At 70.6% G+C, this 23,208-nt stretch carries 21 protein-coding genes; 12 read left to right on the top strand and 9 right to left on the bottom strand.

The genetic code is table 11. The annotated features are described in order from the left end of the window. Positions 1-9: 9 nt before the first annotated feature. Genes aztC through aztB form a run of 3 tightly spaced genes read right to left on the bottom strand, consistent with a single transcriptional unit; the run spans position 10 to position 2,974 of the window. The gene (aztC, locus tag JOF40_RS03565) at positions 10-915 is read right to left on the bottom strand and encodes a zinc ABC transporter substrate-binding protein AztC (protein WP_129180170.1); all 906 of its coding nucleotides are present in this window, start codon (positions 913-915) and stop codon (positions 10-12) included. Next, positions 912-2,141, bottom strand: coding sequence for an ABC transporter (locus JOF40_RS03560; protein ID WP_129180168.1), 1,230 nt, complete (start codon positions 2,139-2,141; stop codon positions 912-914). The genes aztC and JOF40_RS03560 overlap by 4 nt, the downstream gene beginning before the upstream one ends. Then, on the bottom strand, positions 2,138-2,974 hold the full coding sequence (aztB, locus tag JOF40_RS03555; protein ID WP_129180166.1) for a zinc ABC transporter permease AztB: 837 nt from the start codon (positions 2,972-2,974) through the stop codon (positions 2,138-2,140). The genes JOF40_RS03560 and aztB overlap by 4 nt, the downstream gene beginning before the upstream one ends. 56 nt (positions 2,975-3,030) lie before the next feature. On the opposite strand from aztB, the gene JOF40_RS03550 reads away from it, so the two are divergent. After that, positions 3,031-3,669, top strand: a complete 639-nt coding sequence (locus tag JOF40_RS03550) for a metal ABC transporter ATP-binding protein (protein WP_209674357.1) — start codon at positions 3,031-3,033, stop codon at positions 3,667-3,669. Between the two features lie 7 nt (positions 3,670-3,676). Here JOF40_RS03550 and JOF40_RS03545 read toward each other — a convergent pair whose 3' ends face one another. Then, positions 3,677-4,843 carry an acyl-CoA dehydrogenase family protein gene (locus JOF40_RS03545; RefSeq protein WP_129180162.1) on the bottom strand — a complete coding sequence of 389 codons (1,167 nt, stop codon included), beginning with the start codon at positions 4,841-4,843 and terminating at the stop codon, positions 3,677-3,679. Between the two features lie 7 nt (positions 4,844-4,850). Continuing rightward, positions 4,851-5,708, bottom strand: a complete 858-nt coding sequence (locus JOF40_RS03540; RefSeq protein ID WP_281286505.1) for a 3-hydroxybutyryl-CoA dehydrogenase — start codon at positions 5,706-5,708, stop codon at positions 4,851-4,853. A gap of 121 nt (positions 5,709-5,829) precedes the next feature. Between JOF40_RS03540 and JOF40_RS03535 the strand changes: the two genes are divergently transcribed. Beyond that, positions 5,830-6,489 carry a TetR family transcriptional regulator gene (locus JOF40_RS03535; protein WP_129180159.1) on the top strand — a complete coding sequence of 220 codons (660 nt, stop codon included), beginning with the start codon at positions 5,830-5,832 and terminating at the stop codon, positions 6,487-6,489. Here JOF40_RS03535 and JOF40_RS03530 read toward each other — a convergent pair. Both JOF40_RS03530 and JOF40_RS03525 read right to left on the bottom strand, forming a co-directional pair. Then, positions 6,436-7,044 carry a DedA family protein gene (locus JOF40_RS03530; protein ID WP_129180157.1) on the bottom strand — a complete coding sequence of 203 codons (609 nt, stop codon included), beginning with the start codon at positions 7,042-7,044 and terminating at the stop codon, positions 6,436-6,438. The genes JOF40_RS03535 and JOF40_RS03530 overlap by 54 nt on opposite strands. After that, on the bottom strand, positions 7,041-7,802 hold the full coding sequence (locus tag JOF40_RS03525; RefSeq protein ID WP_188111658.1) for a phosphatase PAP2 family protein: 762 nt from the start codon (positions 7,800-7,802) through the stop codon (positions 7,041-7,043). The genes JOF40_RS03530 and JOF40_RS03525 overlap by 4 nt, the downstream gene beginning before the upstream one ends. A gap of 141 nt (positions 7,803-7,943) precedes the next feature. Between JOF40_RS03525 and JOF40_RS03520 the strand changes: the two genes are divergently transcribed. Then, the gene (locus JOF40_RS03520) at positions 7,944-8,603 is read left to right on the top strand and encodes a TetR/AcrR family transcriptional regulator (protein ID WP_129180153.1); all 660 of its coding nucleotides are present in this window, start codon (positions 7,944-7,946) and stop codon (positions 8,601-8,603) included. A gap of 19 nt (positions 8,604-8,622) precedes the next feature. Here JOF40_RS03520 and JOF40_RS03515 read toward each other — a convergent pair whose 3' ends face one another. Further along, positions 8,623-9,528 (bottom strand): type IV toxin-antitoxin system AbiEi family antitoxin domain-containing protein, encoded by a 906-nt coding sequence (locus JOF40_RS03515; RefSeq protein ID WP_129180151.1) that lies wholly within the window; start codon positions 9,526-9,528, stop codon positions 8,623-8,625. Positions 9,529-9,675: 147 nt separating this feature from the next. Then, positions 9,676-11,043, bottom strand: a complete 1,368-nt coding sequence (locus JOF40_RS03510) for an FAD-dependent oxidoreductase (protein WP_129180149.1) — start codon at positions 11,041-11,043, stop codon at positions 9,676-9,678. Positions 11,044-11,192: 149 nt separating this feature from the next. On the opposite strand from JOF40_RS03510, the gene JOF40_RS03505 reads away from it, so the two are divergent. The 9 genes from JOF40_RS03505 (at position 11,193) to JOF40_RS03465 (ending at position 23,203) form a co-directional block, all read left to right on the top strand. Then, positions 11,193-12,593 (top strand): phytoene desaturase family protein, encoded by a 1,401-nt coding sequence (locus JOF40_RS03505; RefSeq protein ID WP_129180147.1) that lies wholly within the window; start codon positions 11,193-11,195, stop codon positions 12,591-12,593. 107 nt (positions 12,594-12,700) lie between these two features. Next, the gene (locus JOF40_RS03500; RefSeq protein ID WP_129180145.1) at positions 12,701-13,195 is read left to right on the top strand and encodes an FMN-binding protein; all 495 of its coding nucleotides are present in this window, start codon (positions 12,701-12,703) and stop codon (positions 13,193-13,195) included. A 1-nt stretch (position 13,196) separates the two neighbouring features. Next, a complete protein-coding gene (locus tag JOF40_RS03495) occupies positions 13,197-14,054 on the top strand; it encodes an FAD:protein FMN transferase (protein WP_246152718.1) in 858 nt (285 codons plus the stop codon). After that, complete coding sequence (locus tag JOF40_RS03490; RefSeq protein ID WP_129180141.1) at positions 14,051-15,625, top strand: FAD-dependent oxidoreductase; 1,575 nt, start codon at positions 14,051-14,053, stop codon at positions 15,623-15,625. Before JOF40_RS03495 ends, JOF40_RS03490 begins: the two co-directional genes overlap by 4 nt. 345 nt (positions 15,626-15,970) lie before the next feature. After that, positions 15,971-17,095: an ice-binding family protein gene (locus tag JOF40_RS03485; RefSeq protein ID WP_129180139.1), complete on the top strand. Its 1,125-nt coding sequence runs from the start codon at positions 15,971-15,973 to the stop codon at positions 17,093-17,095. A gap of 139 nt (positions 17,096-17,234) precedes the next feature. Next, positions 17,235-19,829 (top strand): ATP-dependent chaperone ClpB, encoded by a 2,595-nt coding sequence (clpB, locus tag JOF40_RS03480; RefSeq protein ID WP_129180137.1) that lies wholly within the window; start codon positions 17,235-17,237, stop codon positions 19,827-19,829. A 54-nt stretch (positions 19,830-19,883) separates the two neighbouring features. Further along, positions 19,884-20,918, top strand: a complete 1,035-nt coding sequence (locus JOF40_RS03475; RefSeq protein ID WP_129180135.1) for a hypothetical protein — start codon at positions 19,884-19,886, stop codon at positions 20,916-20,918. Positions 20,919-20,992: 74 nt separating this feature from the next. Continuing rightward, positions 20,993-22,381: an NAD(P)/FAD-dependent oxidoreductase gene (locus JOF40_RS03470; RefSeq protein WP_129180133.1), complete on the top strand. Its 1,389-nt coding sequence runs from the start codon at positions 20,993-20,995 to the stop codon at positions 22,379-22,381. A 69-nt stretch (positions 22,382-22,450) separates the two neighbouring features. Beyond that, complete coding sequence (locus JOF40_RS03465) at positions 22,451-23,203, top strand: enoyl-CoA hydratase/isomerase family protein (protein WP_129180131.1); 753 nt, start codon at positions 22,451-22,453, stop codon at positions 23,201-23,203. Positions 23,204-23,208: the final 5 nt, after the last annotated feature.

Raw genomic sequence — 23,208 nt, 5'->3', positions numbered from 1 at the left:
GTGCGTGGTTCAGCGGGTGAGGCCGGCGGCGATGCGCTGGGTGTTGGCGCGCATCATCTGCAGGTACGTCTCGGCGCCGCCGTCCTTCTCGGTCAGCGACTCGGTGAAGAGCTCGACGACGTCGACGTCGATGCGGGCCTCGTCGGCCAGCACCTGGACGAGCCGGTCGGGTTGCGAGGACTCGGCGAAGATCGTCGACACGCCTGCTGTCGAGACGGCCTCGCTGAGGTCGCGCAGGTCGGCAGCGCTGGGGGCCGCCAAGGTCGTGCCGCCGGGGATGACGGCCCCCACGACGCGGAAGTCGTAGCGGTGCGCGAGGTAGCCGAAGACGTGGTGGTTGGTCACCAGCGCGCGACGCTCGGGCGGGATCGCGGCGAAGGCTGCGGTCATCTGGGTGTCGAGCGCGGTGAGCTCGGCGCGGTAGGCGGTGGCGTCGCGCTCCAGGCGGGCGGCGTCGATGCCGTCGACCTCGGCGGCCCTCTCCTCGAGTGCGTCGACGACGTCGACCATCGTGGCCGGATCGGTCCAGAAGTGCGGATCGTCCGCGCCTTCGGCGTCGCCCGCCGCGTAGGGGACGACGTCGACGTGGTCGCCGGCCACCAGCACCGGCGCGCCGGCCTCTTCGGCGCGGTCGAGGTGCTGCTGCAGCCCCTCTTCGAGCCCGAGGCCGTTGGAGACGATGAGGTCGGCGTCGCCCATCATGGCGGCCTGCTTGGCCGAGATCTCCGACGAGTGGGGGTCGGAGTCGGGCGGCATCAGCACCGTGACGTCGGCTTGGTCGCCCAGCACCTGCTCGACGACGTCACCGAGGATGTTGGTCGTCACCACGACGAGCGGGCGGTCGGAGCCGCTCGTCGCCGAGCACGCTCCGAGCGTCAAGGCCATGGCGATGGCTGCCAGGGCGGCGCGCCTCATCGTCCGGTCTCCGCGACGTGGACCGGCCGGGTCGGCGTGCGCAGCGATCGTGCGACCCGCGCCCCGTCGGCGTAGTCGATCTCGTGGACCACGCCGTCCGCCGCGGCGTTGACGTACGCCCGCTGCGCATCGACCGTCAGGGTCACGCCGGGCGCGAGGTCCGGGTCGGCCAGCGTGGACGCCAGGACTGAGTCGGTGCTGGACAGCTGCTCGCCCGACGTCCCGTCGTAGACCTGCACCGTGCCGTCCTCGCCCAGCGCGACGACGTGCGTGTCGGCGTCGTCCACGGCGGACGCGGCGACGACCGGAGTGTCCGTCTGGATCCACTGCCACGAGCGCTCACGGGTGTCGAGGAGCCAGATGCCCGAGCCGTCGCCCAGGCCGGCGACCGTCGGACGTCCCTTGCGTGCGGAGAACGACGTGGCAGGTGCGGCGGCGCCGTCCGGATAGGGGATGCGCTCGATCACGGGCTCGTCGCCGTCGAGCGTCAGCAGCTCGGCCCCGTCGGCGCAGCCGACCACGAGACCCACGCGGGTCGTGATGGTGCCGGACGCTGCGATGCACTCGGTGCCGCCGATCTGTTCGCCCTGTGCGTCGACGACGCGCAGGCGACCGCCGGGCTCGCTCACGACGGCCCCGTCGCCGAGCGGGGCGACGAGTCCCTCGTGCGGGCCGACGTCGAGCCTGAACGTCTCCTTCGCCCGTCCGCGGCTCAGCGCGGCGTTGTCGAGCAGCACCGCCTCGCCCGAGCCCGGGAAGAAGACCCCGGTGCTGCCGGCGGTCGACAGCATGCCGGTCGAGACCGTGGCGGTGCCGCGGCCCGCGATCCGTCCGACGGTGCTCGGCTGGGCCCGGTAGTAGTGGAAGTGATCGGTGTGGTCCCACGTCCAGACCCCGCTGTCGACGACATCGACGCCGGTCTCGTCGGCCGAGAACACGTAGCGTCCGTCGCTGGTGACGGACTCAGCCGGCCGGACGGCGTCGAGGTCGGTCGCCTCGTCGGTCAGCAGGTCGAGCATCGAGGTCGCGCCAGTCTCGTCGACCGACACGAGGTGCAGCTGCGGCTCGGCGACCTCGGCGGCACCCGTGATCGCGCCGTGGTCGTCAGCGCCGGCGTCACGGGACCGCTGGTCCGATGCGGGGGCGTTGGAGCAGGCTGCCAGCAGGACGAGCGCCGTGGGCAGCAACAGACCGACGGTGCGGGGGTGGCGGGATCGGGGCTTCATGAGCGCCTTCCGGGGGTGGCGGTGGACAGGGCTTGCGCGGCGAGGGAGGAGAGGCCGGCCAGAGCGATCGCGGCTGCGGCGATGGATGCTCCCGCGGCGGTGTCGGCGTGCCACGAGCACAGCAGCCCGATCAGCACGGCGAGCCAGCCGAAGCCGACCGCGACGGCCATGCGGGCGGGGATGCTGGTCGTCCAGGGCCCAGCAGCGACCGACGGCGCGAGCAGCAGTCCGACGACCAGCAGCGACCCCACGGCCTGGTACGAGGCGACGACGGCCAGGGTCACGAGGGCGACCAGCGCGAGCTGGGCGAGCCGCGGTCGGAGGCCGAGCGTCGTGGCGATGCGGGTGTCGAACGCCGCTGCGACGAACGACCGGTGCAGTGCGGCGGTCACGACGACAGCGACGAGGGCGGCCACCAGCAGCGCCGCGAGGTCGGCCCGGTCGATCGCGAGGACGTCGCCGAACAGGATCGCGGTCGCGTCGGTCGCGTAGCTGCGCGAGTGCGACACGATGATCACGCCGAGCGACAGCATCGCGACGAACAGCAGCCCGATGCTGGTGTCGTACGACAACCGGCCACGCCGCTGCAGCACGCCGACCAGCGCGCTCATCGCGATGGCGCTGACGGCTCCGCCGAGCATCACGGGTGCCCCGACGACGGTGGCGAGAGCGACTCCCGGCAGCATCCCGTGTCCGATCGCCTCGCCCAGGAAGGCCATGCCGCGGATGACGACCCACGTGCCGACGACGCCGCAGATGACGGCCGCGAGGCCGCCGCCGAGCAGTGCGCGCAGCACGAAGTCGGCGGAGAAGGGATCGGTGAGCCAGTGCACGCCGAGGAACGTATATGAAATCGGGAATCATTATCAAATCGGGTAGCGTGGCCGCCATGACCCGACATGCGGCGCTGCGCGCCCGAGGCCTGCACTTCTCGTTCGGCGACACCGCCGTGCTGCACGACGTCGACCTCGACCTGCCCTGGGGAGCCGTCACCGCCATCGCTGGCCCCAACGGTGCCGGCAAGTCGACGCTGGTCGAGCTGCTCGCGGGCGTCCTGACGCTGCAGGGCGGCACGGTCGACTGCGGCGAGGACGTCGCGCTCGTCGTCCAGCGACCCGCCGTGCCCGACTCGCTGCCGGTGACGGTCCGCGACGTCGTGACGATGGGCACCTGGAGCACCCGAGTCTCCCGTCGTGATCGCCCCGGACGGGCGGCGAGGCAGTCGCGGGTCGAGGAGGCGCTCGACCGGGTCGGTCTGGCCGATCTGGCGTCGAGACCGTTCGCACGGCTCTCGGGAGGTCAGCGCCAGCGCGTCCTGCTCGCGCAGGGGATCGTCCGGCAGGCTCGCGTGTTCCTGCTCGACGAGCCCGCCGCGGGGCTCGACGCGGCCAGCAGGGAGCAGACCCGACTCCTGCTGGCCACCGCTGCGAGCGATGGCGCGGCGGTCGCCTGCGTGACCCACGACGAGGTCTCGATCGCCGCCGCCGACCTGGTCATCAGGCTCGACGGCGGCCGTCGTGTGGGCTGAGGCAGCCCTACAGGTTCGACTGGATGCCGGCCAGCAGCTGCCGTGCCATCACGACCCGCTGCACCTGGTTGGTGCCCTCGTAGATCTGCGTGATCTTGGCGTCGCGCATCATCCGCTCGAGCGGGTAGTCGGACGTGAATCCGTAGCCGCCGAGCAGCTGGACGGCATCGGTCGTCACCTGCATCGCGGTGTCGGACGCGAAGGCCTTGGCCGCGGCACCGAAGAAGGTAAGGTCCTTGTCGCCGCGCTCGGAGCGTCCGGCGGCGGCGTACGTCAGCTGGCGGGCGGCCTCGATCTTCATGCCCATGTCGGCGACCATGAACTGCAGGCCCTGGAAGTCGCTGATCGCGTGGCCGAACTGCTTGCGCTCCTGGATGTAGCCGAGCGCGTAGTCGAGCGCACCCTGCGCCACGCCGACGGCCTGGGCCGCGATCGTGACGCGCGTGTGGTCGAGGGTCTTCATCGCGATCGAGAAGCCCTCGCCGACCTCGCCGATGATGCGGTCGCCGGGGATGCGGACGTTGTCGAGGTACACCTCGCGCGTCGGCGATCCCTTGATGCCGAGCTTCTTCTCGGGGGCACCGAACGAGACGCCCTCGTCCGACTTCTCGACGACGAACGCCGTGATGCCCTTCGAGCGCTTCTCGGGATCGGTCTGCGCGAGCACGGTGTAGTACTCCGAGACGCCGGCGTTGGTGATCCAGCGCTTGACGCCGTTGAGCACCCAGTCGTCTCCGTCGCGCACGGCGCGTGTCTTCTGGTTGGCGGCGTCCGAACCGGCGTCGGGCTCCGAGAGGCAGTACGAGAAGCCGCCCTCGCCGCGGGCCAGCTTGCCGAGGTACTTGGCCTTGATCTCCTCGTTGCCGCCGATCTGGACGGGCAGCGAGCCGAGCTTGTTGACGGCCGGGATCAGCGACGCGGAGACGTCCACACGGGCGACCTCCTCGATGACCAAGACGGTCGCGAGCGCGTCGGCACCGGCACCGCCGTACTGCTCCGGGACGTGCGGCGCGTGGAAGTCCGAGGCCAACAGCGCATCGGCCGCTTCCTGCGGGAACCGTGCCTGCGCGTCGACCTCGGCCGCGTAGGGCGCGATCTTGTTCTCGGCGACGGCCCTGACGGCCTCGCGGATGGCCTGGTGCTCCTCGGAGAGCACGAACATGTCTTCACTCATCAGCGGGTCACTTTCCGTCGTATCCGTAGAAGCCCTGGCCGGACTTCTTGCCCAAGAGGCCCGCGTCGACCATGCGGTCGAGCAGCGGCGGGGGCGAGTAGAGGGGCTCCTTGAACTCGTCGTACATCGAGGTGCCGATCGCCTTGATGGTGTCGAGGCCGATCAGGTCGGACAGCGCGAGCGGACCCATGGGGTGGCCGCAGCCCAGCACCATGCCGCGGTCGATGTCGGCGGCCGAGGCGTAGCCGGCCTCGTACATGCGGATCGCGCTGAGCAGGTAGGGCACGAGCAGGCTGTTGACGACGAACCCTGCGCGGTCGGTCGCGTCGATGGGCTTCTTGCCCAGGGTGTCGGTGACCCAGCCGCGCATGCGGTCGAGCGTCTCGGCCGACGTCGTCAGCGACGGGATGAGCTCGACGAGCTGCATGACCGGTGCGGGGTTGAAGAAGTGCACGCCCATGACGTGGTTGGCGCGGCCAGAGACGGCACCGAGCTTGACGATCGGGATGGACGAGGTGTTGGACGCGAGGATCGCGTCGTCCTTGCTCAGGATCTGTCCGAGGGTGCGGAACAGCTCGAGCTTGATCTGCTCGTCCTCGCTGGCGGCCTCGACGACGAGGTCGCGGTCGGCCAGGGTCTCGAGGTCGGTCTCGAACCGGATGCGTCCCAGCACGGCGTCGACCTCGGACGACTCGATCTTGCCGCGTGACTCCGCCTTGCGCAGCGAGCCCTCGACCCGCTGCTGCGCCGCCTTGGCCGCGTCGTCGCTGATCTCGATGCCGATGACGTCGAGGCCGGCGCGCGCGGCGACCTCGATGATGCCCGAGCCCATCAGCCCTCCGCCGATGACTCCGACCTGCTCGATGCCGCTCATGTCCGCTCCCTCATCCGTGCCACTGGTGCCGACGCCATATTCGTTGGACGTCAAAGTATTGGTACTCAGTACCGTACTCGCCACACTGGATACCAACAAGTAGCCTCGGCGCATGTCCACCGTCCCGGCGTCCGCGCGCGACCGACTGGTGGCTGCAGCCTTCGACCTGTTCGACGTCCGCGGTTTCGACGAGACGACGGTCGACGACATCGCCCGCGCGGCTGGTGTGGGTCGGACGACGTTCTTCCGGCACTTCGGCTCGAAGGAGTCGGTGATCTTTCCCGAGCATGACGACTTGTTGGCCCGCATCGCCGCGCGCCTCGATGCCGGAGACGCCGACTCCCGCGACGCCGCCGTCACGGAGGCCGCGCGTCTGGTGCTGCGCTACTACGTGGGCGAGGGCGACCGGGCCCGCATCCGCTACCGGCTGATCTCGTCGGTGCCGGTGCTCAAGACGCGCGAGATCGCCAGCATCCGTCAGTACCAGAGCCTGTTCGCGCGGGCCCTGTCCGGCTGGGCAGACGGCGACCCCGACGCGGTGCTGCGCGCGGAGCTGCTGGCATCGGCGGTCGTGACTGCCCACAACCACGTGCTGCGGCGCTGGCTGCGCGGCGAGGTCGACGACCCCGAGGACGCCTTCGGGCACGCGATGTCGGTCGTGCTGGAGCGGGTGCCCCAGGACGCGGGTGAGACGACCGTCGTTATCGTGCGGACGGGCTCAGCACCCGACCAGGTGGCCGCCGCCGTGCAGCGCGCGCTCCGGGGGCAGTGACGCCCTGGCCCGGCGACGACGCACGATCGTTCGGACGGTCACGGTCAGCAGTGCCATGACCGCGATGGCCCCCAGCAGCCACGGGTGGCCGAGAGCGCCGCTGGCACCGATGCCGGCCCCGGCACCGACCCAGAGCGCGGACCAGGCGGCCCCGCCGATCAGGGACGCCGCCACGAACGAGCGGTACCGCAGCCCGGCGGCACCGGCCACGACCGGCATGACGGTGCGAACGAAGGGCAGCATGCGGCTGGCCAGGACGGCCCAGAAGCCGTGGCGTTGCACGAGGTCGGCGGCCCGGTCCCACCGGTCGACGCCGGCACGGGCGGTGAGGCGCGACTCGCGCAACCGTCCGCCGCCGAGTCGGCCGATCATGAGTCCCACGTGGTCGCCGGCGACCGCTCCGAGCATGACCGCTAGCCCGAGCGCGAGCGTGGGTACCAGCCCGTGGACGCTCGCCGCCAGCCCCGAGATGGCGACCTCGCCGGGCACGACGGCACCCAGTCCGAGGCCCGACTCGGCGAGCGCGAAGGCGAAGCCCAGCAGCAGGGCAATCACGACCCGGGCCGTGCTCGCTGGTCGATGCGTCCGGAGATCGCGATGCCGGCGGCGATGACGGCGGCTCCTGCGACGGCGTCCAGCACCCAGTGGTTGCCGGTGCCCACGACGACCGCGGTGGTGCCGAGCGCGTAGAGCACGCTGAGGGCCCGGCCCGTCATGCCCACGTGGCGCCACAGGGCCCAGGCGACCCAGACGGTCCAGCCGACGTGCAGCGACGGCATCGCCGCCAGCTCGTTGGCCATCTGCCCGAGGCCGCCCGGCAGCGAGGTCTGCCCGCTCCACCAGCCGATGTCCGACGTGGTGACGAGCGTGTCGAGGTACGCCCCGCCCGGCATGAGGCGCGGCGGAGCGGCCGGCCACAGCACGTAGCAGGCCAGCCCGATCGCCGAGCCGATGACGATCGCATTGCGTGCTCGGGAGTAGTCGGCGCGGTGCCGCACGAACAGGAACACCAGCACCGCCGGCGTCACGAGGTAGTGCAGCGAGGCGTACCAGAACGACATCGGCACGGCGATCTGCGAGATCGGCGTCACCGCGTGGTTGAGCCACGACTCGATGTCGATGTGCAGGAAGCGCTCGACGCCCAGCACGTCGCCGGCGCGATCGCGGGCGGCGGCCAGGTCGTCGTTGGCGGCGACCCGGCTGAAGGCGTACGTGAACCACAGGACCGTCAGGGTCGCGATCTCGCGCAGGCCGGGTGCCACCGCGACGATCGTGGCGGCCGGACGCGTCAACCGTCCGTTGTACGTGGTCACGTGCGGATGTCCCTCGGTCGACGGCGAAGTGGAGAAAGTGCTCCGTTTCACCATAGACCCGCAACTGGAGAGCGAGCTCCGGATCGCCTGTGATGTGCCGCACAAACCGGAGAGTGCTCTCCGTTCCTGTACCGTGGCGGCATGTCGACCGACGTGGACCCCTGCGAGCTGGCCCGCCCCCTGCGCGCCGACGCCGTCCGCAACCGCGAGCTGATCCTCTGCACCGCGGCCCAGGTCTTCGCCGAGCAGGGTCTCGAGGCCGGCTACGACGAGATCGCCCGCCGCGCAGGCATCGGCGTCGGTACGGTCTACCGCCGGTTCCCCGAGCGTGCCGGGCTGATCCAGGCGCTGTTCGAGTCGCAGATCGCCGAGGTCATCGACCTGGCGGAGCAGGCTGCGGAGCGTCCGGACTCGTGGGACGGGCTCGTCTGGTTCCTCGAGCGGGCGATCGAGCGCCAGGTGGCCGACCGTGGGCTCAAGGAGGTGCTCGTGCGCTCGATCTCCGAAGAGGAGCACCGGGCGATGGGACGCGAACGGTTCCGTCCCGCGATCGAGGGCCTGGTCGTGCGGGCGCAGCGCGACGGGACGCTGCGCGGCGACGTGTCGACCACCGACATCGGCATCAACGTGATGGTCATCAGCTCGATGACCACTCCGGGCCACCCCGAGCTCTGGCGGCGTTACTTCGCGCTGTTCGTCGACGGCCTCCGTGCGCGGCCCGACCAGGCCCCCTTGCCGCTCGCCGCGCCCGAGGACGATGCGATGGACGCCCTCATGTGCAGCCTGCGCGGTCGCGACTGACGGTGGGGCGATCCTTGCGTCAGCCGGCGGTCATGCGGCGGAGCTGGTCCTCGACCGTCCCGGACAGTCGTCTGATCGCGTAGGAGCTGAAGACCAACGTGCGCGGCCCGCGGATGGAGATCTCGTTGAGCCGCAGCAGGTCGCGGTCCCAGCCCTCGACGCGCATGTGTGGGATGCCGTGCACCTCGACCGCGAGGTTCAGCCGCTGCCACCACACATCGAGGTAGTAACGCCCGTCGGGCCGCTTGACCGGTGACTGGCGATCGGGTGCGGGCAGGCCGACCTTCACGCGGATGCGGTCGAAGTCGCGCTCGGGCACGGACTGGATGCCTCCGGCGGCATCGAGGTACGACTCGACGATGAGGGCGCGATGGCGGCATGCACCTCGCCGGGTCAGCGCTTCGCGCAGTGTGCGCGCGGCGACGACGCCCCGCTGGGCCGCCGCCAGGACGATGGCCCGGGCGCGTCGCTCGTCGGGTTCCCACGACGCGGCATCGACGACGCTGCGTGCCGGGCGCGTGCGCAGGGGTGTGCGCAGCGGGTGGACGTCGCGCTCGTCGAGGTACGTCGACCAGTGGAGGTCGACGTCATCGTGCTGGTTGCGGGACGCGCCCATCGGTGCCACCACGACGGGAGGATCATCGACGTGTCGGAAGACGTCGAAGCCGTCATGCGCCAGCGCGGTCAGGCCGCCGAGCACGGAACCGGGAGGGGCGGCGAGCAGGGTCACCCAGTCGCGCTGGGTGGGCGTGAGCGGGCCGTTGTGGGTCACGAACACGCCGCGTGCGGGGCTTGACCATCTGCCGGTGTCCACGAGCCGGTACAGGGTGTGCCGGCTGACGAGCGCCAGGGCCTGGCGCCGCGTCACGACGCCGTGCTGGGTCGAGACGAGCGTGTTGCCGACCAGATCGGGTAGCGGGACCATCTCCCGACCGTGCCGGTCAGCACGATCGGGGTGGGAGCCGCGCCGGTGACTTGTGGGTGGAGGTGGGTGGGAGGGTCGCCTGTGGACGGACAGAGAAATCGGGTCCTGTCAGCGACGGTGCTGACAGGACCCGATTCTTGCGTCGGCTCAGGAGCGGGAGATCGAGACCATCTCGTCGCGGGGGACGACCTTGATGCGGGTGCGTCCGGCAGCCTCGCCGAGGTCGATCTCGTGCTGGTCGAGCTTCTCCCAGCCCTCCCAGGTCGTGAACTCGATGCCGCGGCCGGCTAGGTAGGCGTCGACGTCGTCGCGACCCGGGTTGGCCGGCGTGGCGAGCTGGTCGACGTCCTCGAGCAGCAGGCGGACCGTCTCGGCGGCGTCGGACTTGGTGTGTCCGATCAGGCCGACGGGGCCGCGCTTGATCCAGCCGGTCACGTACGCGCCGGGCAGCGGCTCGCCGTCGATGTCGATGACGCGGCCGCCGTCGTTGGGCACCGTGGCGGTGTTGTTGTCGAACGGGATGCCCGCGAGGTTGTCGGAGCGGTAGCCGACGGCGCGGTAGACCGCCTGCACGGGCCAGTCGATGAACTCGCCCGTGCCGCGGACGTTGCCGGTGCCGTCGAGCTCGGTGACCTCGGTGCGCAGGCCCACGACCTGCCCGTCCTCGCCGAGCACCTCGACGGGGCTCTGGCAGAAGTGGATGTGGATGCGGTGGTCGGCCCCCGTGGGCTCCTTGGCCAGGTAGTTCTGCAGCACGTCGACGACGAGCTTGACGCTCTTGGACGCGCGGATCGAGTCCATCGACCCCTCGTCGAGCTCGAAGCCCTCGGGGTGGACGATGACGTCGACGTTGGGCGAGTGCGACAGCTCGCGCAGCTCCATCGGTGTGAACTTGACCTGCGCGGGGCCGCGCCGGGCGAACACGTGGACGTCCTTGGCGGCATTGGCCTTCAGCCCGTCGTAGACGTTCTGCGGGATCTCGGTGACGAGCTGTTCGTCGGCGGTCTTGGCCAGCATGCGGGCGACGTCGAGGCCGACGTTGCCGACGCCGAGGACGGCGACCGACTCGGCGTGGGGCTGGAAGTCCCACTCGCGGGGGGCGTCGGGGTGGCCGTCGTACCAGTAGACGAAGTCGGCCGCGCCGAACGAGCCCTTGAGGTCGATGCCGGGGATGTCGAGGTCGCGGTCGGCGCGGGCGCCGGTGGCGAAGACCACGGCGTCGTAGAACTGCTGGAGGTGGTCGAGCTTGAGATCGGCCCCGTAGTTGACGTTGCCGAAGAAGCGGATGTCGTCGTTCGACAGGACGCGCTTGAGCGCCTTGACGATCTCCTTGATGCGCGGGTGATCGGGTGCGACGCCATACCGGATCAGGCCGAACGGCGTCGGATCGCGATCGAGGATGTCGATCGTGACGCCACCGATGCCCTCCGGGAACTCCGACTTGGTGAGGATGTCGGCGGCGTAGATGCCGGCCGGACCGGCGCCGACGACGGCGATGCGCAACTGCCTGCTCATGCACTGCTCCTGGGGGAGTGGGACCACTTCGTTAGGCCAGCCTAAAAGCCCGGTCCAACAGCCCATAATCCGTCTTGCGATGCGAACGCCCGAGGTGTGGCGTGGGTCACGCCCCGGCGGGGACAGGTGGCCGCCACTACGTTGGAGCCATGACCTCCGCCGTCGTCGTGGGCTCCGGCCCCAACGGACTGTCCGCCGCCGTCGTCCTGGCGCGGGCCGGTGTCGACGTGACGGTGCTGGAGGCCGAGGAGGAGATCGGCGGCGGCACCCGCTCGGCCGAGCTCAACGTCCCGGGCGTGCTGCACGACATCTGCTCGGCGACCCACCCCACCGGCGTCGCGTCGCCGTTCTTCGCCTCGCTGGGCCTCGAGCGCCACGGCCTGGAGTGGCTGTGGCCCGAGGTCGACGCGGTGCACCCGCTCGACGGCGGACGCGCGGGCGTCCTGTTCCGCGACCTCGACCGCACCGCCGAGGGCCTCGGTGTCGACGGGGACTCATGGCGTCGTCTCTACGCCCCGCTGGCCGAGCACAGCGACGAGCTGATCGGCGAGATCTTCGGTCCGATCATCCACGTTCCGCGACACCCCGTACTGCTGGCGAAGTTCGGATTGCGGTCGCTGCTGCCGGCCGCCGTCATCGCCCGCCGCTGGAGCACCGACGAGGCGCGGGCGCTGTTCGCGGGCATGGCGGCGCACGCGATCCACCCGCTCCAGCGGCCGACGACCGGCGGGCTCGGCCTGATGTTCGGCATGACGAGCCACGCGTACGGATGGCCCGTGGCGAAGGGTGGCTCGCAGGCGATCGCCGCGGCGCTGGCGGCCGACCTGGTCGAGCACGGCGGACGCATCGAGACCGGCCATCGCGTCACGGAGATGCCGCAGGCCGACATCGTCATCTTCGACACGTCGCCGCAGACCGTCCTCCGGGTCGCGGGCGACCGACTGCCCCGGCGCGTGCGTCGCCCCCTGTCGAAGTGGCGGGTCGGTCCGGGCATCTTCAAGGTCGACTTCGCCGTCGAGGGTGGCGTGCCCTGGACCAATGAGTGGGCCCGCAAGGCCGGCACGGTGCATGTCGGCGGCACGCTCGAGGAGGTCAACGCCGCCGAGAACGAGGTGCATCGTGGCCGCATGCCCGGGAGGCCCTTCGTGCTGGTGTGCCAGCAGTACCTCTCCGATCCCGGACGCTCGGCCGGCGACGTGCATCCCGTCTGGTCGTACGCGCACGTGCCGACGGGCTACACGGGAGACGCCACCGAGGCGATCACCGCCCAGATCGAGCGCTTCGCCCCGGGCTTCCGCGAGCGCATCGTGGCGCAGACCGTGTCGGGTCCGGCGCAGCTCGAGGCGCACAACGCCAACTACATCGGCGGCGACATCGCGGGCGGGTCCAACGACCCGTGGCAGCTCATCATGCGTCCTCGCATGTCGCCCAATCCCTACTCGCTCGGGGTCAAGGGCCTCTACATCTGCTCCGCCTCGACGCCTCCGGGCGGGGGCGTGCACGGCATGGGCGGTTTCCACGCCGCGACGCGCGCCCTCGCCGCGTTGTAGTTCCTGTACAGAACCTGTGAGGCTGGGGTCAGGGGAACCTAACGCGGGTGCGACCCGTTCGTCCTGTTGAACCTTCATCCATCACGCCGAGCTCAGGAGCCCGACCGATGAACCTGCCAGCCCACAAGAAGATGCTGTCCGCCGCGGCGGCCGCCTCCGTCCTGCTGATCACCGCCGCCTGCGGCACCAGCGAGGGATCGGACGCCGAGACGCCCACCTCCGCCGCCCCCACGTCCGCCGCACCGGCACCCTCCTCGGATGCCGCCGAAGACCCTGCGACGCCCGATGTCGGCGCCGAGGAGGCCGGCTACGCCGACGGCGACTACGAGGCCGAGGGCAGCTACAGCAACCCCGGCGGCGAGTCGACCGTCAAGGTCGCGCTCACGATCTCCGACGGCACGATCTCGAAGGTCGACGTCACGCCCGAGGCCACCAACGGCACCTCGAAGCAGTACCAGACGCAGTTCGCCGGCGGCATCGCCGACGAGGTCGTGGGCAAGAGCCTCGACGACCTCGACGTCTCCAAGGTGGCCGGTTCCTCGCTGACCGCCACGGGCTTCAATGACGCGATCGACCAGATCAAGGCCGAAGCGAGCTCCTGACGTGCACGCCTGGGGGTTCGAGGCGATCGGCACCGCGTGGCAGATCGACACGCGTGAGCCGGTCGCCCCGGACGTCCGGACGGCGGTGCTCGACCGCATCGAGGAGTTCGACCGCGCGTGGTCGCGCTTCCGGCCCGACTCCCTCGTGACGCAGATGTCCGAGCGGGCCGGCACGTGGACCCTCCCCGACGAGGCCTCCCAGCTGCTCGGCTTCTACGCCGAGCTCCACGACGTCTCCGACGGTGCCGTGAACCCCCTGATCGGTCGGACGCTGTCCGATCTGGGTTACGACGCCGACTACTCACTCGTGGCCTCGGTCGAGCCCGCAGGGGTCCCGCCCTGGTCGAGCATCGAGCTGTCAGAGGGCGTCCTGACGACGACGCGTCCCGTCCTGCTCGACGTCGGTGCGGCCGGCAAGGGCCTGCTGGTCGACCTGGTCGCCGGCATCGTGGGTCGCGAGACCCACCAGTTCACGGTCGACGCCAGCGGCGACCTCTACCACGGGGGCGCCACACCGCTGCGCATCGCGCTGGAGCACCCGCTCGACCCGACCCGGGCGATCGGTATCGCCGAGATCGACCCCGAGGACGCCCTGTGCGCCTCGGCCACCAACCGGCGGGCCTGGGGCGACGGGCTCCACCACGTCGTCGACGCCCGCACCGGTCGTCCCACCGACGACGTCATCGCCACCTGGGTCGTCGTGCCGCAGTCGTGCATGCGTGCCGACGGCCTGGCCACGGCCCACTTCTTCACCGACCCTGTCGCCCTCATGGAGCGGTTCCAGCACCAGTTCGTGCGCATGCACGCCGACGGCCGCGTCCAGTGGTCGCCCGACTTTCCCGGAGAGATCTTCACATGACCGCACTCGCCCCCGTCAGGGACGTCCTCGACCGCCAGCTCGGCAAGGTCACGATGTACCGGCTCGTCACGATCGTCCTGTCACTGCTCGTCGTGGTCTACGCGATCTTCACCGCGACGGGAGTCATCGAAGGGCTGTCGACGGGCGACAACCTGCTGTCCCTCGCGGTGCTCCTCGTCGCGTCCTACGGCAGCAGCCGGCTGCTGGGTCTCGCGTTCAGGGTGCGCCCGCACGCCGAGTCGGCCGTCATCACGGCGCTGCTGCTGTTCTTCCTGTTCGTGCCGATCGTCCCCGTCGAGACCTCCGACCTCGTCTGGCTGGCGATCGCGGCGGTGCTCGCGCAGGCCTCCAAGTACGTGCTCGCGTGGCGTGGACGGCACATCTTCAACCCGGCCGCGGCGGGTGCCTTCCTGGTCGTCGTGGCGCAGGAGCTCGTCGGTCGTGAGGACCGCATCAACGCGATCTGGCAGACCGCCGCCACCGAGAAGCTCTTCCCGTTCGTGGTCGTGGGGGCGCTCGTGGTGCTGTGGCGCACGCGCCGGCTCGACGTCGGCCTGCTGTTCGTCGCGATCGCGACGGCGCTGATCTTGGTTCGTCTGCTCGACCTCGCCTCGCCCGACCAGTCGTTCGTCGACGTCCTCAAGCTCACGGCGTACTCGTACCCCATCGTCTTCCTGGCGGGCTTCATGCTGAGCGAGCCGCTGACGCTCCCGCCCCGCCGACGTCAGCAGCTCCTCGTCGCTGCCGTGACCGCCGTGGTCTTCGCCTACCCGACGTGGATCTTCCTGTTCACCGACACGCCCCCCGATCTCGGCATCTTCGCGATCTCGCCGGAGATCGCCCTGCTGCTCGGCAACCTCGTGGCCTTCGCGTTCGCGCGGCGCTCCGGTCTCGACCTCGAGCTCGAGGGCAGCCGCCGGCTCGGTGGCGACACGCACGAGCTGACGTTCCGGTCCAGGCGCGCCGTCTCGTTCGTCCCGGGCCAGTACCTCGAGCTGTCGCTGCCGCACTCCGGCATGGACCGCCGCGGCGCGCGCCGCACGTTCAGCATCAGCTCGCCACCGGAGCCCGGACGAGTCGCGGTGACCCTCCGGGTGCCCGAGAAGTCGTCGAGCTTCAAGAGGGCGCTGCTCGGGCTCGAGCCGGGTGCGCGGGTGCGCGGCACGGGCATCGGCGGCGACTTCGTCTGGCCCTCGGACCCGGCGACCCCGCTGCTGCTGGTCGCGGGTGGCATCGGCATCACGCCGTTCCTCAGCCAGCTGCGGCACGAGGGCTCGCGCGACGCCGTGCTGGTCTACGGTGCCGCCTCCCCCGACGAGGTGCCGTTCGCCGAGGAGCTCGCGGGCGTGCGCGTCGTGCTGGTGTGCCCCGGACGTCCCGGCGCCCTGCCGGAGGGGTGGACTCACGTCGACGCACCGTTCCTGTCGGCCGAGATCGTCGCTGACACGGTGCCCGACCTGGCGTCGCGTCGCGCCTACGTCTCGGGCCCGCCCGCCATGGTCAACGCGGTGCGTCCGGGCCTGCGCAAACGGGCCGCAGGGCTCAAGACCGACTACTTCTCGGGTTACTGATCAGTAGTACTCGCGTTCGGCGTGCACCTGTCTCATAGCGCCGCTACCGTCGAAGGACGCGGGGCTCCGGCAGGCTGTCTGCCGTCCCGGCGTCGACAGTCGGCGGTGCTGCCCAGGCGGCACCGAGCGAGTCGGGATCGTCACGGGAGAGAGACGATCTCGTCACCGTGCGTCTCATCGTGGGGCGCGTCCACCACACGCATCAGCACCCTCGGACCTCTGGAACCGGCCCGCTGACCTCTGCGTCGAGGACGTCACATCCTGCTCCTTGCTGCGACCCAGTGCCGGCATCACGGGTGGATACCACCCCTTCCGGCACGCGCCGGACGTCGAAAAGACCGATCAATGACCACATCATCACCGCTCTCCCATCCCCGACTGACCCTCGCCGCCGCCGCAACCGGACTGACCGCCGTCCTTGCCGTGGCCGCCGTGTCCTTTGCCGACACCGCCCACGCGGCCGGCCCACCCGACCCAGACCTCGGCGGTTCCGCGGCCTTCTCCGTCCTCGCCGGCGAAGGTGTCGCCAACACCGGTCCGACGACGATCGCGGGCCTGCTGGGCTCGGCAGGCATCCAGACCACCGTGACCGGCGGCAGCAGCATCACGCCCGCCGGCAACGTGCTCGCGGAGGGCTCGAGCGTCACCTCGGATGCCAAGGCCGACCTCCTGCAGGGGTACGGCGAAGCAGCCACCGCCCCGACCGTCCCGAATCCCCTGCTCCTGGGCGAGATCGGCGGCCAGACGCTCACGGGCGGCACCTACACCGCCGCACAGTCGCTGGGCTTCACCAGCACCCTGACGCTGGACGGCGAGAACGACCCGAACTCGGTCTTCATCATCCAGGTCGGCCAGGACTTCGACGTCGCGGGCAGCTCGCAGGTGGTGTTCACGCGTGGCGCGCAGGCGTGCCACCTGTACTGGCAGATCGGCAACGACGCGGTCATCGGCGTCAACACCGCCTTCAAGGGCACGATCCTCGCCGGCAACGACATCGTCGCCAAGAACGGTGCCACTTTCCAGGGGCGTCTGCTGTCGAACGTCGGCGCGATCACGCTCGACTCCAACACGTTCACCAGCCCGACGTGCGCCGCTGCGACGACGCCCGCCCCCGTGGTCACGACTCCGGCCCCTGTGGCCACGACTCCGGTGCCGACGACCAAGCCGACGCCCAAGGCCAACAAGAAGCCCAGCAAGGACAGTGACCGCGGCTCGTCGGGTGGCGACTCCGACTCCGACGGCTCGGACGGATCTGATGGCGGCAGCGGCAGCGACGGATCTGACGGCACCTCGGGTGCTGGCACCGATACCGACGGCGGCACCGATGGCGGTTCCTCGACCACCTCCGGCCTCCCCGACGCCGGTGGCCCGCCGCTGTACCTCGCCCCGGTCGGCGCCCTCACTCTGCTGACCGGTGCCGGGCTCGTCCTCGCAGCACGGCGACGCGTCCGCGGCACCCACCGCGCCTGACGTCGGTGGCGGTTCGCCGTGGGTCGACCCCGCGGCGAACCGTCCTGCGCAGACAGAGCTTGGATGAAGTTGACAGGAATGGACTCAACTTTGTAGGTGTTGTACCTGGCGACACCGATCACACGTCAGGAGAACACCCATGGATCTTGCGAAGTTCACGACGCGCAGCCAGCAGGCGCTGAGCAGCGCGATCTCGTCCGCCGCCGCGGCGGGCAACCCGGCGGTCGAGCCCGCCCACCTCCTGCACGCGCTGCTGACGCAGGACGGCGGCACCGCGGCACCCCTCGTCCAGGCCGCAGGCGTCGAGGTCCAGGCCGTCGCCGCGGGTCTCAAGGCCGCCCTCGACCGACTGCCGAGCGCCTCGGGCGCCAGCGTGCAGAACCCCGGTCTGAGCCGCTCCAGCCACGAGGTGCTGCAGCGCGCCCACGACCTCGCCGACCAGCTGGGCGACGACTTCGTGTCGACCGAGCATCTGACGGTGGGCATCGCCACCGTCGCCTCGCCCGCTCAGTCGCTCCTCGTCGACGCCGGCGCGACCCCCGACGCCCTGCAGGCCGCCTTCGCCGCGGTGCGGGGCACGTCGCGCGTCACGAGCCCCGACGCCGAGGACACCTACCAGTCGCTCGAGAAGTACGGCGTCGACCTCACAGCCGTCGCCCGCGAGGGCAAGCTCGACCCCGTCATCGGGCGTGACAGCGAGATCCGTCGCGTCGTGCAGGTGCTGAGCCGCCGCACCAAGAACAATCCGGTGCTGATCGGCGAGCCCGGCGTCGGCAAGACGGCGGTCGTCGAGGGGCTGGCGCAACGCATCGTGGCCGGCGACGTGCCGGAGTCGCTGCGTGGCCGTCGTCTCATCTCCCTCGACCTCGCCGCGATGGTCGCCGGTGCGAAGTACCGCGGCGAGTTCGAGGAGCGGCTCAAGGCCGTCCTCACCGAGATCAAGGAGTCCGAGGGCCAGGTCATCACGTTCATCGACGAGCTGCACACCGTCGTCGGCGCTGGTGCGGGCGGCGACAGCGCGATGGACGCCGGCAACATGCTCAAGCCCATGCTGGCCCGCGGCGAGCTGCGGATGATCGGCGCGACGACGCTCGACGAGTACCGCGAGCGCATCGAGAAGGACCCGGCCCTGGAGCGCCGCTTCCAGCAGGTGCTGGTCGACGAGCCCACGCCCGAGGACACCATCGCGATCCTGCGCGGCCTCAAGGAGCGCTACTCCGCGCACCACGGCGTCCGCATCTCCGACGCCGCCCTGGTCGCGGCCGCGACGCTGTCCGACCGCTACATCCCCGGACGTCAGCTGCCCGACAAGGCGATCGACCTGATCGACGAGGCCGGCAGTCGGCTGCGCATGGAGATCGACTCGAGCCCCATCGAGATCGACGAGCTGCGCCGTTCGGTCGACCGGCTGCGCATGGAGGAGCTGCACCTCGACAAGGAGTCCGACGACGCCAGTCGCGAGCGGCTCGACAAGCTGCGCGTCGAGCTCGCCGACAAGCAGGAGGCCCTGCGCGGTCTCGAGCAGCGGTGGGAGCGCGAGAAGCAGTCGCTCAACGCCGTCGGCGAGATCACCAAGCGCATCGACGAGGTGCGCAGCGCGGCCGAGAAGGCTCAGCGCGAGGGCGACCTCGAGACGTCCAGCCGTCTGCTCTACAGCGAGATCCCGGGCCTGGAGCGTCAGCTCGCCGAGGCGCAGGCCGCCGAGGCAGCCTCGGCGAGCTCGACCGGCGAGGGGCGGATGGTGCACGAGGAGGTCGGCGCTGACGACATCGCCGAGGTCGTCGCGGCCTGGACGGGCATCCCGACCGGACGCCTGCTCGAGGGCGAGACCGGCAAGCTGCTGCGCATGGAGGACGAGCTGGGCAAGCGCCTGATCGGTCAGCGCGCCGCCGTCGCGGCCGTCTCCGACGCCGTGCGCCGCTCGCGCGCCGGCATCGCCGACCCCGATCGTCCGACCGGATCGTTCCTGTTCCTCGGCCCGACCGGCGTCGGCAAGACCGAGCTGGCCAAGACCCTCGCGGAGTTCCTGTTCGACGACGAGCGGGCCATCATCCGCATCGACATGAGCGAGTACTCCGAGAAGCACTCGGTCAGCCGTCTCGTCGGCGCGCCCCCCGGATACGTCGGCTACGACGAGGGCGGCCAGCTCACCGAGGCGGTGCGCCGGCGTCCCTACTCGGTCGTGCTGCTCGACGAGGTCGAGAAGGCCCACCCCGAGGTGTTCGACATCCTGCTGCAGGTGCTCGACGACGGACGTCTGACCGACGGCCAGGGCCGCACGGTCGACTTCCGCAACGTCATCCTGATCCTGACGTCGAACCTCGGGTCGAGGTTTCTGATCGATCCGCTGCTCGACGAGGACGCCAAGCGGGCGGCCGTCATGGATGTCGTGCGGTCGTCGTTCAAGCCGGAGTTCCTCAACCGGCTCGACGAGATCGTCACGTTCGACGCACTCGGCACCGACGAGCTGGCGCACATCGTCGACCTGCAGGTCGACGCCGTCGCCAAGCGGCTCCAGGTCCGGCGCATCACCCTCGACGTCACGGCAGCGGCTCGCGAGTGGCTGGCGCTGACGGGATGGGACCCCGCCTACGGTGCCCGTCCGCTGCGCCGGCTCGTGCAGCAGGCCATCGGCGACCGCCTCGCGCGGTCGCTGCTGGCCGGTGAGGTGCGTGACGGCGACACCGTCGTGGTCGACCGCGACGGCGACGAGCTGACGGTGCGGCCGGCCTGACGACCGGCGGCCGGGCGGCGGTGACGGTTGTCGGTCCATGGTTCGATAGGGCCCATGAGTGACGCCGCCGTGAAGCGACCGCCGATCCTGACGGGTGCGTGCCTCTACCTCGGTCTGCTCGCCGCGGTGATCTCCACCCGAGCCGTCACGGTCGTGTCGTCGTGGAACGCCGAGAATCGTGCTGCCGACGTCTCGGGCGCCCTGCGGGTGCTGCGTGACGCCGGCATGGGGGCCGATGCCGCCGAGTCGGCCTACAAGGTGCTCGTCACGGTGATAGCGGTGCTGGCCGCCGCCGGAGCGGTCTTCGCGGTGTTCACGGCCAGGGGCGACCGCGCGAGCCGCGTCGGCATGACCGTGACGGTCGGCATCGCGGGGTTCGCGACGTTCGTCGGTGCCCTCGGGGCCACGTTCTTCCTGGCGATGCTCGGCGCGCTGGCCGTCGTCTTCACGATCAGGCTGTGGACCGGCGAGATCCGCACCTACTTCCGGACGCTGGCGGGCCACCCGCCCCCGCCGCCGAAGGTCGAGGTCGCCACCCCGGTCGACGTCGCGACTCCCGTCCCTGCGGCCGCTCCCGAGCGGCTCCCGGCGGAGCAGCCGTGGCCCCCGCAGCAGGCGTGGCCGGTACAGCAGCAGTGGCCTCCCCATGACCCGTCCCGCCGCGAGCCGCTGCCCAAGCCGGTCGCGATCGCGGTGTGGACGGCCCTGGGTGGGTCCGCCCTCGCGATCGGGGCCAGTGCCCTGTGGCTGCTGGTCGTGTCGCTCGGCTTCGACTACGACGCCGTCATGGAGCAGGGCGGCCCGGGCACCGGCATGATCGGCTCCGAGGAGGAGTTCGACGTCGCCATGCGATTCGTCACGGTGCTCGCTGGGATCGCCGTCGTGATCGGCATCGGGGGTCTCCTGGCGGCCATCCGGGTGCTGGTCACGCGGCGGTCTGGCAGTGTGCCGCTGTTCGTCATGACGGTCTCGGCGCTGATCGTCACGGTCGTCGGATTCCCCATCGGGCTGCCCTGGACGGCCGCCACGATCGTGGTGCTGGTGCAGCTCCGCACGCGTGCTGCACGCGCTTGGTTTGTCAAGACATAGGGGCACATCTTTGTCAGGACAATCGTGGCATCCACGATGTGCATCGGCCTGGGCATGAGGACTAGACTGGAGACATGTCCGAGACCACCGCGTCCGTCCAGAAGCGCCCCCACGTCGTCGTCGTCGGAGGTGGCTTCGGCGGCATCGCCGCAGTCCGCAAGCTCAAGCGCGCCGATGTCGACGTCACGCTGATCGACCGGCACAACTACAACACCTTCAACCCGCTGCTCTACCAGGTCGCGACCGCGAGCCTCAACCCCGGCGACATCACCTGGTTCCTGCGCGCGATCCGCGCCAAGCAGAGCAACGTCCGCTTCCTCAAGGGCACCGTCGAGTCGATGGACCACGCGAGCAAGACGCTGCACCTCGACGGCGGCCTCGACGTCAAGTACGACAGCCTCGTCATCGCCGTGGGCGTCACGGCCAACTTCTTCGGCATCCCCGGTGCGCCCGAGCACTCGATGCCGCTCTACCGACGTTCGCAGGCCCTCGCCGTCCGCGACCGCATGTTCGCCAACCTCGAGGACGCCGCGATCAACGGCCAGGACCGCGACCTGCGCATCATCGTGGTGGGCGGCGGTGCCACGGGCGTCGAGACCGCCGGAGCCTTCGCCGAGCTGCGCAACAACGACATGCCGACGACCTACCCCGAGCTCGACACCAAGCGCATCCACATCACGCTCGTCGAGATGCTGCCGCACGTGCTCGGGCCGTTCCACCCCAAGCTGCGTGACTACGCCAAGAAGTCGCTCGAGAAGCGCGACGTCGAGCTGCGCCTTGAGACCGCTGTCAAGGAGGTCCGTGCTGACGGCGTGCTCGTCGAGCACAACGGTGAGCAGGAGTTCCTCGAGTCGTCGATGGTCGTGTGGGCCTCGGGTGTCACGGCGCACGGCACGGTGCAGGAGTGGGGCGTGCCCCAGGGCCGCGGCGGACGCATCGAGACCGACGAGCACCTGCGCGTCAAGGGCGTCGACGACGTCTACGCGATCGGTGACGTCTCGGTCAGCCCCGAGGAGCCGCTGCCGCAGCTCGCGCAGCCCGCGATCCAGGGCGGCAAGCACGTGGCCAAGGTCATCGCAGCGGGCGTCAAGGGCAAGGCGCTGCCCAAGCCCTTCAAGTACAAGGACAAGGGCACGATGGCCACGATCGGCCGCAACTCGGCGATCGCCGAGATCAAGTTCCTGCCCCGCCTCAAGGGCTTCCCGGCGTGGATCATCTGGGTCGCGCTGCACATCGCGACGCTGCTGGGCAACCGCAACCGCTTCGCGACGCTGATCAACCTGACGGCCAAGTACCTGCTCGGCGGCACGCACAACGCGATCGTCGGCGAGACCCCGCCGATCGTGGCGCTCAAGCCCGTCATGGTCGAGGCCCGCTCGACCGTCAAGGCCCCGGCCAAGAAGGTGCCGGCCAAGAAGGCGCCGGCCAAGAAGGCTCCCGCGTCCAGCTCCGTGGACCAGTAGCTCGAGAGCGCCGGCTCGGGGCCCTAGGGTGGGTTGGTCCCACCCCCAGACCATGAGCGAGGCAGCACGATGGCCGCAGTGACCCACGAGATCGTCGACGGCATCGGGCAGCTGGTGCTGCGCCGTCCAGATCAGTCGAACTCCTTCGACCTGCCGGCAGCCCGCGACATGGCGCAGGCAGTCGACTCGCTGTCCGTCGACGAGGTCCGCGCCATCGCGCTGACGGCGGAGGGCAAGCGGTTCTGCGCTGGCGGCGACGTCACGTCCTTCCTGGCATCGGACGATCCGGCGGCCTACCTGCTCGACCTCGCCAACGTCCTAGAGGGTGCACTGCGTGCACTGGCCGGCCTCGCGACGCCCGTCGTCGCCGGCGTCCGAGGCGCAGTCGCCGGTGCAGGGCTCGCCGTGATGCTGAGCGCCGACGTCATCGTGGCGTCACGGTCGACCAAGTTCGTGATGGCCTACCCGGGCATCGGGCTCACCCCCGACTGCGGAGTCTCCTACCTCCTGCCGCGGGCGATCGGCCAGCAGCGTGCTCTCGACCTCGCACTCACGGGACGGGTGCTCAGTGCCGACGAGGCGCTCGACTGGGGGCTGGTCACGTCAGTCGTCGACGACGAAGACGTCGAGGCCACTGTCGCCACGATCGCGCGCACGTGGGCCGACACTGCTCCGGCGGCGCTGGGCCAGGCGCGTCGGCTGCTCCGCAGCTCGTGGGAGAACAGCGGGGTCGACCAAGGAGCCGACGAGTCGGCGACCATCGCGGCAGCCGTGACGGGTGACGAGGCGCAGCGCCTCGTGAAGGCCTTCACGAGCCGGTGAGCCGG

The sequence above is a fragment of the Aeromicrobium fastidiosum genome, assembly GCF_017876595.1.
Lineage (GTDB): Bacteria > Actinomycetota > Actinomycetes > Propionibacteriales > Nocardioidaceae > Aeromicrobium > Aeromicrobium fastidiosum.
Note: the sequence above shows the minus strand (reverse complement) of the source record. Positions and strands in the feature narration are given on the sequence as shown.